General features: G+C 45.9%; 14 protein-coding genes. 3 read left to right on the top strand and 11 right to left on the bottom strand.

Annotation, left to right across the window (positions count from 1 at the left end):
• Nucleotides 1-54: 54 nt before the first annotated feature.
• From AC59JT_RS13950 to AC59JT_RS13905, 10 genes are all read right to left on the bottom strand, one after another.
• The gene (locus AC59JT_RS13950; RefSeq protein WP_497399916.1) at nucleotides 55-768 is read right to left on the bottom strand and encodes a 2-phosphosulfolactate phosphatase; all 714 of its coding nucleotides are present in this window, start codon (nucleotides 766-768) and stop codon (nucleotides 55-57) included.
• 3 nt (nucleotides 769-771) lie between these two features.
• Nucleotides 772-1,854 carry a glycine cleavage system aminomethyltransferase GcvT gene (gcvT, locus tag AC59JT_RS13945; RefSeq protein WP_497399914.1) on the bottom strand — a complete coding sequence of 361 codons (1,083 nt, stop codon included), beginning with the start codon at nucleotides 1,852-1,854 and terminating at the stop codon, nucleotides 772-774.
• Nucleotides 1,855-1,932: 78 nt separating this feature from the next.
• Nucleotides 1,933-3,132: a glycosyltransferase family 4 protein gene (locus tag AC59JT_RS13940; RefSeq protein WP_497399912.1), complete on the bottom strand. Its 1,200-nt coding sequence runs from the start codon at nucleotides 3,130-3,132 to the stop codon at nucleotides 1,933-1,935.
• Nucleotides 3,133-3,217: 85 nt separating this feature from the next.
• The gene (gene rnhB / locus AC59JT_RS13935) at nucleotides 3,218-3,826 is read right to left on the bottom strand and encodes a ribonuclease HII (protein WP_497399910.1); all 609 of its coding nucleotides are present in this window, start codon (nucleotides 3,824-3,826) and stop codon (nucleotides 3,218-3,220) included.
• Nucleotides 3,827-4,087: 261 nt separating this feature from the next.
• Entirely contained in the window at nucleotides 4,088-5,326 is a 1,239-nt protein-coding gene (locus tag AC59JT_RS13930) for a PP2C family protein-serine/threonine phosphatase (RefSeq protein WP_497399908.1), read from the bottom strand.
• Nucleotides 5,327-5,367: 41 nt separating this feature from the next.
• Entirely contained in the window at nucleotides 5,368-6,462 is a 1,095-nt protein-coding gene (locus AC59JT_RS13925; RefSeq protein ID WP_497399907.1) for an ABC transporter permease, read from the bottom strand.
• Nucleotides 6,463-6,538: 76 nt separating this feature from the next.
• A complete protein-coding gene (locus AC59JT_RS13920) occupies nucleotides 6,539-7,669 on the bottom strand; it encodes a glycosyltransferase (protein ID WP_497399905.1) in 1,131 nt (376 codons plus the stop codon).
• Nucleotides 7,653-8,627, bottom strand: a complete 975-nt coding sequence (locus tag AC59JT_RS13915; protein WP_497399903.1) for a hypothetical protein — start codon at nucleotides 8,625-8,627, stop codon at nucleotides 7,653-7,655. The genes AC59JT_RS13920 and AC59JT_RS13915 overlap by 17 nt, the downstream gene beginning before the upstream one ends.
• A gap of 102 nt (nucleotides 8,628-8,729) precedes the next feature.
• On the bottom strand, nucleotides 8,730-11,573 hold the full coding sequence (gene uvrA / locus AC59JT_RS13910) for an excinuclease ABC subunit UvrA (protein WP_497399901.1): 2,844 nt from the start codon (nucleotides 11,571-11,573) through the stop codon (nucleotides 8,730-8,732).
• A gap of 203 nt (nucleotides 11,574-11,776) precedes the next feature.
• Nucleotides 11,777-12,454: a lytic transglycosylase domain-containing protein gene (locus AC59JT_RS13905; protein WP_497399900.1), complete on the bottom strand. Its 678-nt coding sequence runs from the start codon at nucleotides 12,452-12,454 to the stop codon at nucleotides 11,777-11,779.
• A gap of 352 nt (nucleotides 12,455-12,806) precedes the next feature.
• Here AC59JT_RS13905 and AC59JT_RS13900 point away from each other — a divergent pair, with 352 nt between their 5' ends.
• The 3 genes from AC59JT_RS13900 (at nucleotide 12,807) to AC59JT_RS13890 (ending at nucleotide 16,691) form a co-directional block, all read left to right on the top strand.
• Nucleotides 12,807-14,210 (top strand): pseudouridine synthase, encoded by a 1,404-nt coding sequence (locus AC59JT_RS13900; RefSeq protein WP_497399898.1) that lies wholly within the window; start codon nucleotides 12,807-12,809, stop codon nucleotides 14,208-14,210.
• 77 nt (nucleotides 14,211-14,287) lie between these two features.
• The gene (locus AC59JT_RS13895) at nucleotides 14,288-15,421 is read left to right on the top strand and encodes a lactonase family protein (protein ID WP_497399896.1); all 1,134 of its coding nucleotides are present in this window, start codon (nucleotides 14,288-14,290) and stop codon (nucleotides 15,419-15,421) included.
• A gap of 169 nt (nucleotides 15,422-15,590) precedes the next feature.
• Nucleotides 15,591-16,691, top strand: coding sequence for a lactonase family protein (locus AC59JT_RS13890; RefSeq protein ID WP_497399894.1), 1,101 nt, complete (start codon nucleotides 15,591-15,593; stop codon nucleotides 16,689-16,691).
• Nucleotides 16,692-16,695: 4 nt separating this feature from the next.
• Here AC59JT_RS13890 and AC59JT_RS13885 read toward each other — a convergent pair whose 3' ends face one another.
• Nucleotides 16,696-17,376 (bottom strand): helix-turn-helix transcriptional regulator, encoded by a 681-nt coding sequence (locus tag AC59JT_RS13885; RefSeq protein ID WP_497399892.1) that lies wholly within the window; start codon nucleotides 17,374-17,376, stop codon nucleotides 16,696-16,698.
• Nucleotides 17,377-17,662 lie beyond the last annotated feature (286 nt).

The following is a 17,662-nucleotide window of genomic DNA, read 5'->3' as shown; positions in this document are numbered from 1 at the left end:
GTCTATAAATGTAAAATGCCCCATCCGGGGCATTTTACATTTATGCTTCTGTGTCTAACCTAACTTCACCAGCCTATCCCCATCCAAAACAGGTATAGCTGTCGCAATATCCTGCTTCAAACAAAACTCAATATCTTTTTCAATACCGAGTGCTTTCAGGCGTTCGCTGTGTGATGTTTTGCGCAGGTAAGCGTCAAGGTCGCCTTTGGCAATATCGTACAGGTCGTTGGCGGCAATGGCCGGGTCGTCTGTACGGAAACCGGCATCTTTTAACTGCTCAACAACGGCACCTGCAAACAGGGTATCCTCCAGGTTGAAATTGTTTTTCCAGCCCGAGCATACCAGTAATACGTTATCGTCTTGCTGTTTCAGCCAGTTGCAAACCGCGCTTATATTAATAAAGGCGCCTATCACTACTTTCTTGGCCTGGCGGGATAAGTGCAGGGCGTGGGTGCCATTGGTAGTGGTTAACACAATGGTTTTGCCGGCAACTTTCTCCTTGGTATAACTAAAAGGCGAATTGCCAAAGTCAAAGCCTGCAACCACTTCGCCGTTACGCTCGGCGGCCAGCAGGTAATCAAAACCTTTTGCCAGGTATGCGCTGCACTCTTCCACCTGCGATACCGGGATGATGGCTTCGGCACCGTTCTCTATACCATAGGTGATAGAGGTGGTGGCACGAAAAATATCAATAATAACTACAATATAATCTTCAACCTTATACAGCGGGATAAGCGCCGGGGTAAGGCAAACTTCTAATCGTTTCAAATTTTAAGCTTTGTAAAATGGTGGTTTAACAACTTGAGCTTTGATGCTATTGTCGCGAATTTTAATATAGATCTCGCTACCCTCTTTGGCGAAAGCGTTTTGCACGTAACCCATGCCAATAGCCTTTTGCAACGAAGGCGACTGCGTGCCCGAAGTTACAACGCCAATGTTGTTGCCATCAGCATCAATAATCTCGTAACCATGGCGTGGTATGCCGCGGTCTATCATTTCAAAACCAACCAGTTTTTGTTTAATGCCCGCCGCTTTTTGCTCCTGCAAGGCAGCAGAGTTGGTAAACTCCTTGCTAAACTTGGTAACCCAACCCAAACCAGCCTCTAAAGGCGAAGTAGCATCGTCAATATCATTACCATACAGGCAGAAACCCATTTCTAAACGCAAGGTATCGCGCGCGCCTAAACCAATAGGTTTAATGCCGAAAGCTTCGCCCGCTTTAAATACGGCGTTCCATAATTCTTCGGCGTTGATGTTGTCAACATATAACTCAAAGCCACCGGCGCCGGTGTAACCGGTTGCCGATACCACTACGTTATCAATACCCGCGAATGTGCCTTTTTTAAAGGTGTAATACTCCATCGAAGCCAGATCAATATCGGTAAGAGATTGCAGGGCTTCGGCAGCTTTAGGGCCTTGTACAGCAAGCAGGGAGGTGCGGTCTGAAATATCTTTCATATCCACACCTTCGGTGTTGAATTTCGAGATCCAGTTCCAGTCTTTTTCAATGTTTGAGGCATTAACTACCAGCATGAAGGTTTTGTCGTCAATGCGGTAAACCAGCAGGTCGTCAACAATACCGCCGTCTTCGTTAGGCAGGCATGAGTATTGTACTTTGCCATCGTATAATTTACTGGCGTCGTTACTGGTAACGCGTTGTATCAGGTCGAGGGCGTTTTCGCCTTTCAGGATAAACTCGCCCATGTGGCTTACGTCAAACACGCCTACGCTTTTTCTAACGGTTTCGTGTTCGGCGTTGATGCCTGCGTATTGTACCGGCATGTTATAACCCGCAAAGGGAACCATCTTTGCGCCTAAGTTTTGGTGTATTTCAGTTAATGCTGTATTCTTCATGTGTTTGTAGTAATAAGAACCGCTATAAAAGTAGTAAAAATGGGGGAGCTTAAAGGGCCGGGATGCCGCTATAACAAGTTATTTACAGCATTTTTTATAAAAAAGCACCAGGTTTTTGGTAACCACGTTAATGTCGTGCTCTGTTTGTATTAAACGACGGGCGTTTGCGCCAATTGCTTTGCAGTATTCCTCGTCGGTAATACAGCGTTTTATAGCGGCATGAAACTCGTCGCGGTTGTTGGCGATGATGATGTTTTCGCCATTGCTAAAATGTATCCCTTCGGCACCCAGCGAGGTGGAGATGATGCATTTCTGCATAGCCATACCTTCCACTATCTTCACCCGCATACCACCGCTTGATAGCAGCGGAACGATCATAATCGCTTTATTGTTCACAAACTCCAAAGCATCATCAACCTCGCCCTGGATAAATATTTTGCCAAGCGCCTCGTATTCGTCAAAAAGTTCGGGGATGTCATTGCCGGCCACGTACAGTTTTACCATCAGGTCGCCGTCGCATATTTCCTTATAAAAACTATCCAGGAACCATTCCATCCCTTCACGGTTAGGCAGCCAATCCAACGACCCCAGGAAAAACAGGCTGGGGAATTCGGTTTTACTATAGTCGGGGTTGTAATCGTTCATATCAATACCCACCGGAAGTATTTCGATAGGCACTTTTACACCGTAGCTTTCTATGGTCAATTTATCCTGCTGGGTAAAAGTGATGATCGCATCAAATTTAGCCAACTGCTGCAGCTCGTAATTTTTAATGCGGCGCGAGTGCATGCGCAGGTACGACTTTTTAAACGGATCGATCTTTTGTTGGGATAAGCGTTCCCACAACTGGTTCTCAATATTATGCGCCCGGTACACCAGTTTGGCTTTGGTGTGCTTTTGCACCGCGGGCAGGTATAATGACATTAGCAAACCCTCAAATTGTATCACATCGTACGTAACCCGGTCAAGCTCTTCGATGATCAGTTTTTCAAAAGCTTCATCGTAATATTTGTCAATGTTAAACGAGGTGCGGCTAAACAAATTCATGGCAACCTCAAACGTGCTTACCGAGGTGTCAATATCATGTACCCGGTAGCTTATCCTGTCGCGCAGATCCTCATCGGGCGAGTGGTCGTCATTATTCCGCTTTGGGTTAAGGGCCAGTAAAGTAACCTGGTGATGCAGGTTAACCAAACCCCTGATGGTATTGCAAACCACGATGGAATAGCCCCCGTTATGCGGGAACGGAACACGGTGGGTTAATAGCAGTATCTTCAAGGCGCCTGGGGTTTGTACCAAATATAATTTTTTTGCCGCTACCAACCAAGGCAGGGCAACGGCAAACCGGTTTAAAAAGGAAAAATTACAATACTTGTATAGAAAGGCCCTCCTCTTCCAGCGTTACTTTGAACGATCGGCGATGGTAGGGTGTGTAGCCGTGTTTGAGGATATTTTTGCGATGTTTGATGGTGCCGTAGCCTTTGTTACTATGCCAATCGTATTCAGGGTGTTCGGCGGCTATTTGCTTCATGTAGTCGTCGCGGTAGGTTTTTGCCAATATTGATGCTGCCGCGATGCTGAAGTATTTACCGTCTCCTTGTACCACACAAGCATGGGGGATGCCCTCGTATTTATTAAAGCGATTGCCATCAATAATTAAAAACTCAGGCGTTAAATGCAGTTTGGCAATAGCCCGGTGCATGGCCAGGAAGGAAGCGTTCAAAATATTGATCTCGTCAATCTCCAGGTTATCGCATGATGCTACAGCGTAAGCTATAGCTTTTTCCTCAATTTCGGCACGCAGGGCATAGCGAATTTCTTCCGGGATCTGCTTGGAATCGTTAAGCAAATGATGGTCAAAATCATGCGGCAAAATTACAGCAGCAGCAAACACGGGCCCCGCAAGGCAACCGCGACCGGCCTCATCGCATCCGGCTTCTAAAAAATCGTGCTGGTAACGTGCTAACAACATGGGCTTGAAACGTAGGTGCAAAAATAGCAGATTAGGATATAAACTCAATATGCAAAATCACGCGTTCAGGGTGCGCCACTTTGAAAAGTTACATTGATGGATAAGGTATTAAATGGCTTATAATCAGCTATTTGATGAAATGTTGCGAGTGCGCCGCATTGCGCCGCTTTTTTGGATAACTATTTGTTTTTTAAATAGTTATAAAAATCAGGTGCGCCAAGTGCGCCACTTTAAAAGTGGCGCACCCCGATTGGCAAATTTTCAAAATATCCTTAAAGTCAACAACGTAATATCATCAATCGGTTTACCCTTAATGGTATAATTCAAATGATCTAACAGGTTTTGGTTAAAGTCATCGGGGGTGAGCTCGCCGTTTTCCATCACAAAATCAAGCAGTCCGTCTTCGTCCCAAACCTTGTCGCCGTAAGGCTCAAAATCAAGCAGGCCATCGGTGTAGTTAACCACCAGGCTGCCCGGATCAATATCAATCTCGCCCTCGTTTAAAAACGGCAGCTCTTCAAAAGCGCCTATCATAGTGGTGCCCAGTTTAAGCTGTATGGCCTCGCCGTGGCTGTATAAAATGGTGGGGTTATGCCCCGCGTTGATATAGTTAAGCTTGCGGGTTTTCTCGTTGTATTTGGCTAGAAACAGGGTGATAAAGCGCTCGCCCTTGGTGTTGTCAACCACTTTTCTGTTCAGGCGGTCAATAATATTGGTCAGGTCATCCTCCACCGCGGCCCAGGCATGCAAACTGGCCTGGAAGTTGGCCATCAACAAAGCTGCCGAAACACCTTTGCCCGATACGTCGGCAATGCACCATAAAAACTCATGATCGTTTAAGCGGATAAAATCAAAATAATCGCCACCAATGTTTTGGTGGGGCAGGTATTTTGAGCCTACCTCAACACTTAATTCTTTATGTACACGTAGCGGAATGAGCATGCTTTGCACCTCGGCAGCCAGCTCCATTTCGCGCTGCAAACGTTCAGACTGTAAGCGTTCGCGGAATAGCTTTTTGTTCTCCAGCGCCACCACAACCACGTTTATCAGGGTTTGTATAAAGTTAAGATCATTGCTTAGCATTTCGCCCGAGGTATTGAAATCGCCTATCAGGGCAAAAGCCAGCGCTTTACTTTTATGGTATATGGGGATGAAGTAGTTGTATTTGCTTAAAATAGGGTTGGTGTTGCCCTCCAATGATTCGGGCACTTTTACCTTACTCATGGTAGCGCAGGCCTTGTTCAGGGCTACCGTAGGCTCAATATCGCCGCCGTATTTTGATATGCAAACGTAGTTGCGGTCCTTCTCTATCAAAAACCTGAACTGCCCTACCTGTAAGTAATTTTGAAGGATAACCTCCAGCATTTGGATCAATACCGGGGTTGATGTGTTTTTATTAATAGCCCTGGTAACCTCCAGCAAGGAGTTTAACTCCGACTGCCGTTTTAGCAACAGTCTTATTAATTCATCTTCACCTGAGGATTGGTCGATGTCTTGCATTTTGGGGGCTGAACGACACTAATGTATGCAAAAAAAATAATTTAAACACGAGCGCTTTGCGATTTTATGTCGAACGCGTCGCGCAAGCCAACCGTAATTAAATTAAAAGCATACACTATCAGCATGATAGCCAAACCGGGGATGATTGACAGGTAGGCAGCATCCATAATGATATACCCGTAATGCTCCTTGATCATGCTGCCCCAGGTAGGCATGGGTGGCTGCGCGCCGAAACCGAGGAAACTCAGCCCCGCTTCCAACAAAATAGCCGAAGCAAAATTTGATGCCGCCATCACCAGTATCGGTCCAGCCATGTTAGGTAAAATGTGTTTGCTGATAATGCGCGCGTTGCTATAGCCCAATGAACGCGCAGCCTCAACATATTCGGTTTGTTTCAGGCTGATCACTTGTCCGCGTACTAAGCGCGCAACTTCAACCCACATAGAAAGGCCTACTGCAATAAAAACCTGCCATAAACCTTTACCTAAAGCAAAGGAAATGGCAATGACGAGTAGCAGTGCCGGTAAGGCCCAAAGTATATTCATGAGCCAGCTTAGGCAGGCATCTATCCATCCGCCAAAGTAGCCGGCTATCGCCCCAACGGTTACACCGATAAGCAGGCTGATCAATACAGCCATCAATCCCACCGAAAGTGAAATACGGGTGCCCAATATCAACCGGCTCAACATATCGCGTCCGTAAGTATCGGTACCCAAAACAAAAGTTTTATAAATGAGTTGTGCTGATGAGTTTGACGGCAGCTGATAGGTTTTTTGCTCGGGCTTATCCTCATCGCCGATGTATTCGTTTACAGTTATAGAGTTGCGCCCGAATTTATAACCGGTGATAGGAATATCCCGGTAAAACGACGGCTGCCCGTAAAGCATTTTGGTAATCAGGTTAACGGTATCAACCTGCTCCGGCTTTTTAAGGCGCAGCATCATGAAAGTGCTGCCGGGCTTTTTAAGGCTTATCTGTATGGTTTGATTGTTGGCCAGTGGCGTATCATCAGGCATTATCAAATACCCCAGGATGGCCACCACCAGGGCAACAGCAATAAATACTAACCCCGCCACAGCAAAGCTATTGCGCTTAAATACCTTCCAGGTGCGTTGTGTGGGGGTAAGCTGCTCCAAGGTTTAAATATAAACTATGATTTTTAGGATTTAAGGAGTTGTAAGATTTAATTACTTAAGTATGATCCGGATATCTCTACCTTACCATTCTTCCCTTCCAATAATACCTCTTGGCATTGGTCATCACCCCTAAGTAGGCCAGGTATATGATATGCAACGGTGCCACTACGATCAACAGGGCCAGCAGTTCGCGGCGTTTAAAAAAGGTAGCTATAAAGTATAGGTAAACCAGCTCAAACAAATATTTAAGGCCGAATTGTATCAGGAACAACTTAAAGAAAACGGGCAGGTAAAAGCCAAATATCACGTTGGCCAGCATGGTCATGTTAAAGGTCCACATCATCAGGGCCAGGAACACCACTTTTTTATCTTTGTATTTGGTTGATTTGGATGCCCAGCGACGGCGCTGCTGCAAGAACTCCTTCAGTGTGTGTTTGGCGTGGGTGTAAACTATCGCTTCGCGGAGGTTTAAAAAACCAATGCGACCCGGGTAACGTTCGGCCACTTTTTGCAGCAGTAATTCGTCATCACCCGATGCCAGGTCGTCAATACCTTTAAAACCGCCAACCTCATAAAACACATCTTTACGGTAAGCAAAATTGGCCCCGTTACAGGTCGACGCGCGCTTATGACCGATAAAAGCCCCGCCAACACCTATCAGGAATGAGAACTCAAGCGTTTGCATGCGCTCAAACAAAGTTTTCTCCTCAAAAAAAGAAACAGGCGACGATATCATTACCGGGTTATTGGCCTCATAATAACCCACTATGGAGGATAACCATTGCGGACCCATACGGCAATCCGCGTCGGTAGCCACCATAAGTTCGCCGGTTGAAAGCGTGATAGCTGTAGCGATAGCTTTTTTTTTGTAGGAGTTTAGCGCCCCGGCCTCGTTAAGTTGTAATAATTTAATACCGCGATGGGCATAACTGCTGATGATCTGGGCGGTGCGATCGGTAGAGTGGTCGTCAACAATAATAAACTCGGTTAATTCCTTCGGGTAATCCTGTGCCAGTATGTCTTCAATAGTGAGGTGTATGCGTGCTTCTTCGTCGCGGGCGGCTATCAGAACCGTTACCCTGGTTTTAAAGTTAACTGTGTTTACAAGCGGGCGTTTAAGATTTATCCACCCTTTTACCAGGTAAATTACCAGCGCCAGGTACAAGCCGGTCAATAAAAAACAAACAACACTATACGTTTCTATCAAAGAAATTCAATTTAAAAATAAACACCGAGCCTAAAATAGCAGGAATAATTAAGTTAATAAGCCAAATAGAGGTAAAGGCCGCTATAATAGCCACCTGCTGATCGGTTACATAAGCAAAAATGGTGGTAGCAGCGGCACTACGAACAGCAATATCCAGAAAATCCAGAGATGGCAGGGCCGACTGGATAAAAAATACCATAAACACCATCAATAGCACATCGTAAAACGGGATAGACGGTATCAGCAAATGTATAACCAGGTAATACTGAAACGAGAATATGAAAAATCGCGTTAAGCAAAAGCCCATGATCTTTAACAGCTGCATGAACTTGTAAGCACCCATGATGTCAAAAAAACGATGGTACTTATGCAGAAACTTAATGCTGTTGAGCAGCCAAACCAGCCATTTGATATTAAAGTAAAGCACCAGGAAAAGCAATATAAATACAATGCCGATCATACTGACACTTACCGATATCCAGGGATCGAAATTTTTGAAGGTGTAGATAAACCACAGCAACGCGCTTACACCTAATACATTCGTTATAACATTCTGACCGAAAGAGCCGACCGCCATAGCAAACACGCCATGGATGCGCTTGCGCGGGGGGAGGAACATTACGCGCCCGCCGTACTCGCCAATACGGTTAGGGGTGAAGATGGCCCAGGTTAATCCGCAAAAAACGCCTTCGATGGCTTTCCATAAGCTGATGGGTGCCAGCTGACGGGTGAGGTAACGCCATTTGGCGGCTTCGGTTACCCAATTGGCCAGCATGAGTAGCACTACAAAAGCCATGATGGTTACTACATGGTTATGGTCAAGCCGCGCGGCCGAATCCTGGAATTGCTTTAGCCCATCGCCTTTCTGTAGGTACCTACGATAGATAAACGTAAACGCCAGCACCAGTATGGCGGCTTTCAAAAAATACGACAGAAATTTCTTGGCAGACTGGGTCAAGGCAGCAAATATTTGTGCAATGTTACAAAAAAACCGGGCAAGCTTTTGACTTGCCCGGTATACTGTACAAAATTATATACGTTTTGTTTTATAGCGAAGGGTTTACAACCCCATCTCCTTCTTCAAAAACTGGCCGGTAAAGCTGTTTTTCACTTTACACAAACCTTCCGGTGTGCCCGAGTAAAGAATAGTACCGCCGCCAGAGCCGCCTTCGGGGCCAAGATCTATCACATGGTCAACTACCTTAATTACATCCAGGTTGTGCTCAATTACTAATACGGTATTGCCTTTATCAACCAGTTGGTAAAGCACGCCCAGCAATACGTTGATATCCTCAAAATGCAAGCCTGTTGTCGGTTCATCTAATATATAGAAAGTATTACCGGTATCTTTTTTAGAAAGTTCGGTAGCCAGCTTTACACGCTGTGCTTCGCCGCCCGATAGGGTAGTTGATGATTGACCGAGGGTGATATAGCCCAAGCCAACATCCAGCAAGGTTTTGACTTTACGGTGGATGGACGGGATATGCTCAAAAAACGGAACGGCATCCTCAATACTCAAATCCAATACGTCGCTGATGGATTTGCCTTTGTAGCGTACTTCCAGCGTTTCACGGTTGTAGCGTCTGCCGCCACATTCTTCGCAAGGCACTTGCACATCGGGTAAAAAGTTCATTTCTATCACCTTCATGCCCGCGCCCTGGCAGGTTTCGCAACGGCCGCCTTTTACGTTGAACGAGAAACGGCCCGGTTTATAACCACGGATCCTTGACTCGGGCAGGGCCACAAACAGGTTACGGATATCCGAGAACACGCCGGTATAAGTAGCCGGGTTTGAACGCGGGGTACGGCCAATGGCGGTTTGATCTATCTCAATAACTTTATCTATATGCTCCAGTCCTTCAATTTTGTCAAAAGGCAGCGGATGCTTTTTAGCACGGAAGAAATGGTGGTTTAAAACCGGGTATAAAGTCTCGGTGATCAGACTTGATTTACCGCTGCCCGATACCCCTGTAACGCCGATAAGTTTCCCTAACGGGAAATCAACACTTACCTTTTTCAGGTTATGGCCGGTAGCTTTTTTAAGCGACAGTACTTTACCATTACCTTCACGGCGTTTTTTGGGTACTTCAATTTCGCGCTTGCCGTTAATGTAAGAGGTGGTTAACGTATTAGTAGCCATCAACTCGGCAGGTGTGCCCTGTGCTACAACGGTGCCACCATGCACACCAGCCGCCGGACCCATATCTATCACGTGGTCGGCTTCCAGTATCATGTCTTTATCATGCTCAACAACCAATACGGTATTGCCCAGGTCGCGCAGATTTTTCAGGGCGTTTATTAAACGCTCGTTATCCCGCTGGTGCAGGCCAATGCTCGGCTCATCCAAAATGTACATTACGTTCATCAGTTGCGAACCTATCTGCGTAGCTAAACGGATACGTTGCGCCTCACCACCAGAAAGGGTTTTGGCTGTGCGATCTAAAGTTAAATAGCTCAGCCCCACATCCATCAAAAACACAATGCGGGCGCGTATCTCTTTTAATATTTCTTTGGCGATGACGTTCTGGCGCTCGGTCAATCTATCCTCCAGGTTGGTGAACCATTCCTGCAGGGTGCGGATATCCATAGTAGCCAGCTCGAAGATGTTTTTGTTATCCACCTTGAAGTGCAACGATTCTTTTTTCAGGCGCGCGCCATCACAGGTAGGGCAGGTTTTAAGCACACGGTAGTTCTCCATGTCATCCATGCCTTCATCGCCGCGGCGTTCCTGTTGCTCTTCCAGCATGCGGATGATACCATCGAAAGTGATCTGGTAGCTTTGTACATTCCATTTGTTGTACTCAACGGACACGTTTACCATTTCGGTAGTGCCATTCAGGATAATGTCCAGCTTTTCGCGTTCTAGTTTTTCAATAGGAGTAGATAGCGAGAAGTCGAATTTTTTACCCAGCGCCTTCAATACCTGGAATATCCATGTTTCGCGATATTCGCCTAGCGGGGCAAGGCCACCGTTCATGATGCTTAATTTGGGGTTGGGTATTACCGAAGCCTCATCCACCTCAAAAATATAACCCAAACCTGTACATTTCTCGCAAGCGCCATAAGGCGAGTTGAAGGAAAAAGTATTTGGCTGCGGCTCATCATAGCTAATGCCCGATACCGGGTCCATCAAATATTTACTAAAATAAGCTACGTTGTTGTCTTTATCCGCTATGCGGATAATACCTTTAGCTGTTTTTAATGCTGATGCTATGGAAGTGTATAAACGTTTGCTATCAGCTTCGCTAACCACAAGGCGGTCAATTACAATATCAATATCGTGGATCTTGTAACGGTCGAGCTGCATTTTGGGCTCCACATCAACAATAGCGCCATCAACGTACACCTTTAAATAACCTTGCTTGCGTATCTGCTCAAACAGTTCGCGGTAGTGGCCTTTACGTGCCTTTACAACCGGGGCCAGGATGTTTACCGGTTGCCCGTCAAAGCGCTCCGAGATGGTTTTCAGGATCTGGTCCTCGCTCATGCGTTCCATTTTCTCGCCGCTTACGTACGAGTAAGCCTCGCCCGAGCGCGCAAACAGTAAACGCATAAAATCGTAGATCTCGGTAATGGTACCCACCGTTGAGCGCGGGTTTTTGCTGGTTGTTTTTTGCTCGATAGCGATAACCGGGCTCAGGCCCGATACCTTGTCAACATCCGGCCGCTCCATGCCGCCCATAAACTGGCGCGAGTAAGCCGAAAATGTTTCCATATAACGGCGTTGCCCTTCGGCATAAATGGTATCAAAAGCCAGCGATGATTTACCGCTGCCGCTTAGCCCCGTAATAACCACCAACTGGTTACGCGGAAATGAAACATCAATGTTTTTAAGGTTATGTACCCTGGCGCCGTAAACTTCAACGTCGCTTTGCTCGCCCAGGTCAATATGTTTTTCGCTCATGTTTGTTGTTGATACCAATGTATTAAACCCCGTTTTATGAAGGTTGGTTTTAATGTTTTAGGGCGGATGCAAAAGCCCAAAGCAAAATGCTAAAAATTTTTGCAAATATAAACAAAAAAGCCCGATCTGCTATTCGGGCAGATCGGGCTTTTGGTGCTCCGTAATCAATTCACGTGTAATAGGCCGTAAAAATTATACTGCTATTACAATTTGTTAAAAGTGATCAGGTCTTTAGGTTGTTGGTAAGCATAGTAAACGCTGTATCCATGTTTTTCGGGTTTAGCTATGATCTCTTTCATAGCAATTAAACTGTACACGTAATTACCGGTTTCGCGGTTCAAATGCATCCTGAAGTAGTTATCCTCATTTTGCTTGTTGATGGCTTTTTCCAGTTTAACCGAGCCGTTGTTATAAGCGGCAGCGGCCAGTGTCCAGCTGTTAAACTCGTCGTGCAACTCGCGCAGATATCTGCAGGCGGCAATAGTTGCTTTTTTGATGTTGTGGCGTTCGTCTATACCGTGCCCAACTTTTAGGCCGTAAGTGCGTGCAGTGCCCGGCATAAACTGCCATAAACCGGCAGCGCCTTTAGGCGATGTGCCTTCACGTAAACCTGACTCCACCAGGGGCAGGTATTTAAAGTCATTAGGAATTCCGTACGCTTTTAAAATAGGCTCAATTATCGGGAACAACTTCTCGGCTTTGGTATGTAATACGTGCGATTGGATGTTCTTGTAACTGTGCTTGTTAAGCGATCTCTGCATTTTTTTATACACAGCAGCATTTACGGGAATAGCTTCATTAGCGAAGCTATAATCATTTGCGGCATCAGATTTGTTTGTTAAAACAATAGTGGAGATGCGTGGGGCTGCCTTTGCTACCATTGGTTTCGGTGTTATTTTAGTCACCGATTTGCTGGCAGTTGTGAGCCCTAAAATGATTATCAGCACCATGATTACGGAGCACGTAATTAAGTGTTTTTTCATCATTTTTTTTCTATCCATTTAAAGTACACTAGGTAAATAGTTTTGCAAAAGTACGTTTTATTAGTCAGATTGTCAAACACTTACCATTGGGTTAGTGTTTTGAGAATTTGAAAATAGTTGTAAAATCGGCCTTTAAAGCGGTTTAAACATCGATTTCTCGGGTTTCAAAAAAAAGCAAAAAAAGGGTTTAAAAACGGCAAAAATGCCGTACCTTTGACCCTCACGCTGCGAAAGCGCAAACTCAAAAATTATGGCATTTAAGAAACCAGCCAACAGTCGCGACGACCGTTCTAACAAGCCTTCGGGCAGGCCGTCAAAAAGCGATAGCTCTTCAAAAAGATCTGCTTCTTCATCAAGAGGAAAAAGTGCAGACAGACCAGACTCAGACAATACTAAAAAAAGATATTCAAGCGGCCCAAGTGCAGAGCGTAGCGCATTTTCTGCCGGAGGCGAAAAGAAAAGCTTCGGTCCGCGCAAGCCATATAGCGGCCGCCCAACCGGCGACGGTGAAGAGCGCCCGAAAAGAGGCTATGGCGAACAAGCGGGAGATAAAAAATCTTTCGAACGCAAAAAGCCATATTCAGGCAGGCCAACTGGTGATAGCACCGATCGTGCACCTAAAAGTTTTTCAGGCCGTTCGGCCTCAGGCGATGATCGTCCGAAAAGAAGCTTTGACGGTGACAGCGTGCCAAGAAACCGCAAGCCAAAAGGTGCTGACTTTGGCGATAAGCCGAAAAGAGCCTACAGTGATAAACCGGCCTTTGGCGACAAACCAAAGCGTGCTTATGGTGATAAACCGGCAGGCGCTGGTTTCAAAAGGGAGTTTGATAAACCTTACGATCCGGACAGACCGAAACACGACAGACCGAAATACGACGCTAAGGATAAAACCATTCGCCCTAAAAAAACTTCAGCCAAGAAAACCGCGGCTGATGATGGCCTGATCCGTTTGAACCGTTATATCGCTAACGCAGGTATCTGCTCTCGCCGTAAGGCTGATGAGCTGATCATTGCAGGTGTGGTATCGGTAAATGGCGAGGTGATCAATGAACTGGGCCACAAGGTTGACCCGATGAAAGACGAGATCCGTTACAATGGTGAAACCCTGAAGCGTGAGAAAAGCGTTTACGTATTGCTTAACAAACCCAAAGACTACATTACTACTACCGACGATCCGCAAGAGCGCCGCACGGTGATGCATTTGGTAGAGAAAGCAAGCCGCGAGCGTATTTACCCGATAGGCCGTTTAGACCGCAACACTACCGGTTTATTGTTAATGACCAATGATGGTGATCTGGCAGACAAACTTTCGCATCCGCGTAGCAACATCACAAAAATATACCAGGTGGAGCTAAGCAAAAGCTTAACCCAGGGCGACCTGAACAAACTGCAGTTTGGTTTAGAGCTGGAAGATGGCTTTATTAAGCCCGATGCCGTGTCATACGTACAAGGTGCCACCAAACGCGAGGTTGGCGTACAGATACACAGCGGTAAAAACCGTATCGTTCGCCGTATGTTTGAGCATTTGGGTTACGAGGTGGTAAAGCTTGACCGTGTGGTTTACGCTAACCTTACCAAAAAAGATCTTCCGCGCGGCCGCTGGCGCTACCTGGACGAAAAAGAGATCATCCAGCTAAAACACTTAATAAAGTAATATAAGAGCCTCGCGACAGCGGGGCTTTTTTTATGTATTTTAGCTACCTTGCGTTATAAACTATACTGTTATTACCTATGAAAAAGTTACTGCTGCTAACAATATTATTTGCGCCTGTCATCGCCTTCGGCCAAAAAAAAGGAAAAGAACCTAAAGTGTTTGACCTGGTGATAGGCACCTTCACCGGCGATGGTGAGAACGACAGCAAAGGCATATACGTTTACCGTTTTTATGAAGAAACCGGGCGTGTGGCTTACCTTAACCAGGTTGAAACGGCAAACCCATCGTACCTGGCTGTAAGCAGCGATGGTAAGTTTATATACTCGGTAAATGAGAATAGCAAAACAAATAGCAGCGTAACCGCATTTAAGTTTGATAAAAGCACCGGTAAGCTGGATAAGATAAACAGCCAGCCATCAATAGGTTCGCCGGCTTATATAGCGGTTGATAAGGCGAATAAAAACGTGCTGATAGCCAATTATGGGGGTGGCAGTTTTGTGAGTTTCCCGGTTAATAAAGATGGCTCGTTGGGTGCGAGTAATCAAGCTATTCAAAACACCGGCACCGGCCCTGATAAAAACCGCCAGGAAGCGCCGCATGCACATGCTATCCTGTTCTCGCCGGATGAAAAGTTTGTGTTAGGTACCGATCTGGGTACGGATAAAATTCATGTTTACAATTACAAGGCTGCTGCTACGCCCCCTTTAACGCCGGCTGCCACCCCAACTGTTGCGGTGGCACCGGGCAGTGGTGTGCGCCATTTGGAGTTTACGCCCGATGGTAAATATGTTTACAGTATACAGGAACTAAATGCCACCATCACCGGCCATACTTACGTTAACGGTGAACTGAAAGAGATCCAAACTGTGAAAATGATGCCCGATGATTTTAAAGGTGTTAACGGCGCGGCCGATATCCACATAACGCCCGATGGCTTGTTTTTATACGCCACCAATCGCGGTACCGCGAACGAAATTGTAGCCTATGCCATCAATCCCGATAACGGTAAACTAACCTTTATTGCCCGCTACAAAACCGGCGAAACGCCTCGCAACTTTATTATAGACCCTACCGGCAAATTTGTGCTGGTTGGCCACAGCACCGGCGTTAACGTTTTTAAAGCCGATAAAGCAACGGGCCGTTTAACGCTGATGAGCACAAAGCTAGAAGTGGCTAAGGCAGTTTGTTTGAAATTGATACCGGTGGAGTAGGTTTGAATAATATTTGTCATTGCGAGGAGGAACGACGAAGCAATCGCACGGAGAAAAGTAGCACACCGTTCTACGTGCGATTGCCACGCTACGCTCGCAATGACATAATAGGTGTTTTTATGAATTTTCCCTACCTTGCAGTATAACCAATTACCTGCTTAACCACATCATGAAAAAACTAGTACTTGCAGTACTGCTGTCGGCCCCTTTGTTTGGCTTTGCGCAGCAGGGTGAAATTTATAATCTTTTAATAGGTAGCTATACCAACAGCATCCCGGTTTACCGGTTTGATTCGGAAACCGGCAAAGTGACCTTGCACAGCAGCGTTGAAACGCAAAACCCGGTTTTCCTGGCGGTGAGTGCCGATAAAAAGTTTGTTTACGCCAATAACTCGCAACCTAAAAACAGCGATGTAAGCGCCTTTAAGTTTGATGCCAAAGCGGGTAAGCTGGAGTTTATTAATAAGCAGTCGGCGGCCGGTGCTAACCCGGTGCACATCGCGTTAGCAAAGGATGGTAAAAATCTGTTCATATCTAATTACACCAGCGGTAATTTAACCGTGGTACCGGTTAATAAAGATGGCTCGGTGGGCGCGGTATCGCAAAACCTGCAATATTACGGCACCGGCGGCAGCGTGAAGCAAACATCGCCGCATGTGCATGCAACGGCTTTGAGCGACGACGGCAAATATATTTTAGTGGCCGATCTGGGTACCGACAAAGTAAACGTTTATAATTACGACGGTACCAAACCTCAGCCACTAACACCTGCCGATCCTGAATCCTATCTATCATCTCCCGGCGATGGTCCGCGACATTTTGAGTTTTCGCCCGATAAAAAGTTTTTGTATGTGATACAGGAATTAACCGGTTATGTGCGCGCTTATAAATATGATAGCGGTAAACTTACTTTTATACAAACTATTAACATGATGCCGCTTGATTTTGATCAAAACCAGGCAGCCGATATCCATATTTCGCCGGATGGTAATTTTCTGTACGCGTCTAATCGAAAAGGAGCGGATAACATTGCCCTCTACGCCCGCGACCAGAAAAGCGGCAAACTAACTTTTATAGAAACCACCAAGGTAAGCAAGGCCCCACGTGGTTTCGCTATTGATCCGACAGGGAATTACTTGCTTTGCGCCGGTCAGCTGGCTAATGTGATCGATTTTTTTAAGATTGATAGGGCTACAGGGAAGTTGACACCTACCGATACCAAGATAGAGATCAAAGAGGCGGTGTGTTTGACTTTTGTTGCGGTGCAATAGCGTATCATATCAAATCAAAAGCCCTTGCATACTGGCACAAGTCAAAATAAGATGAAGTGCCTAACTTGCGCCTTATATTTTTTCGATGTGTCTCTACCGTGTGTTGTGCGATGAACAGCTCATCGGCCGTATCTGCCGAAGTTTTGCCCAGGGCCAGGGCGCGTAAAATATCTATCTCGCGCTTGCTTAATTTGCGGTAATTGGCCAGGTTTTTACGTAAAAAGTTGTTTTCCTGCAGCAGACGGTCGGCTTTGCTGGCCATGTGGTGCATGCCGTCGATAGGGAGGGCAATGGTGATGCATAGCAGCGGTTCGCCATCGTCATCAACCATAAAAATTTTGCTGCTGGCCAGGTGCCACATCCAATCGGGCAAGCGCTTAAATTTTACCTGCTGAAAAAAAGTAACCGTTTCATCCGGGTCGCAGTTAGCTACCAAGCCCATTATTTTAGGGACGTAATCTTTAGCGTCTTCGGGGTTAAAGTAAGTGTTATAATACTCAGCGGTACTGAGGTTCTGCACTTCCTGCAGGGTTAGGCCCAGTTCGGCCAAGCCACGGTTGCACATCCACACCACGCGCTGGTCTTTAACCGAGTGTATTACCACAATACCGGGCAGGTCGGCAGCTATGGCTTCAATTTTAGCTATTTCCAGCTCAATTTTTTTGTCGATGGTGAGTGTTAACATGGTCAGGGGCGTTTGGTTTATCAAAACTACCTTACTGTACCTACCGCGCCGGGAGGGAATACACCCATAATCCACCGTTTTTAAACGTAAAATACCTAGAAGTAGGTATTGCGGAAAGATGTGGATAAGCCCACCTTCGCCCTAAATGTAAATCGACAAGACCCTAAGCCTATCATGAAATTAAGCCTTCCGCTAAACGGGAGGCTTTTTTGTTGTATAAGACTCGGGTGTAAGAAATTATATACCTGATTATCAATATAATAGTAAAAATACTAATCAATTAGTT

This window comes from Mucilaginibacter sp. A3364, assembly GCF_059690715.1.
The sequence above is the reverse complement of the archived record's forward strand: the minus strand, read 5'-3'. Positions and strand labels throughout refer to the sequence as shown.

Coding starts and splice junctions, on each gene's coding strand:
- gcvT (WP_497399914.1), bottom strand. CDS start 1,854: ATGAAGAATACAGCATTAACTGAAATACACCAAAACTTAGGCGCAAAG.
- rnhB (WP_497399910.1), bottom strand. CDS start 3,826: ATGTTGTTAGCACGTTACCAGCACGATTTTTTAGAAGCCGGATGCGAT.
- AC59JT_RS13930 (WP_497399908.1), bottom strand. CDS start 5,326: ATGCAAGACATCGACCAATCCTCAGGTGAAGATGAATTAATAAGACTG.
- uvrA (WP_497399901.1), bottom strand. CDS start 11,573: ATGAGCGAAAAACATATTGACCTGGGCGAGCAAAGCGACGTTGAAGTT.
- AC59JT_RS13905 (WP_497399900.1), bottom strand. CDS start 12,454: ATGGTAGCAAAGGCAGCCCCACGCATCTCCACTATTGTTTTAACAAAC.
- AC59JT_RS13900 (WP_497399898.1), top strand. CDS start 12,807: ATGGCATTTAAGAAACCAGCCAACAGTCGCGACGACCGTTCTAACAAG.
- AC59JT_RS13895 (WP_497399896.1), top strand. CDS start 14,288: ATGAAAAAGTTACTGCTGCTAACAATATTATTTGCGCCTGTCATCGCC.
- AC59JT_RS13890 (WP_497399894.1), top strand. CDS start 15,591: ATGAAAAAACTAGTACTTGCAGTACTGCTGTCGGCCCCTTTGTTTGGC.
- AC59JT_RS13885 (WP_497399892.1), bottom strand. CDS start 17,376: ATGTTAACACTCACCATCGACAAAAAAATTGAGCTGGAAATAGCTAAA.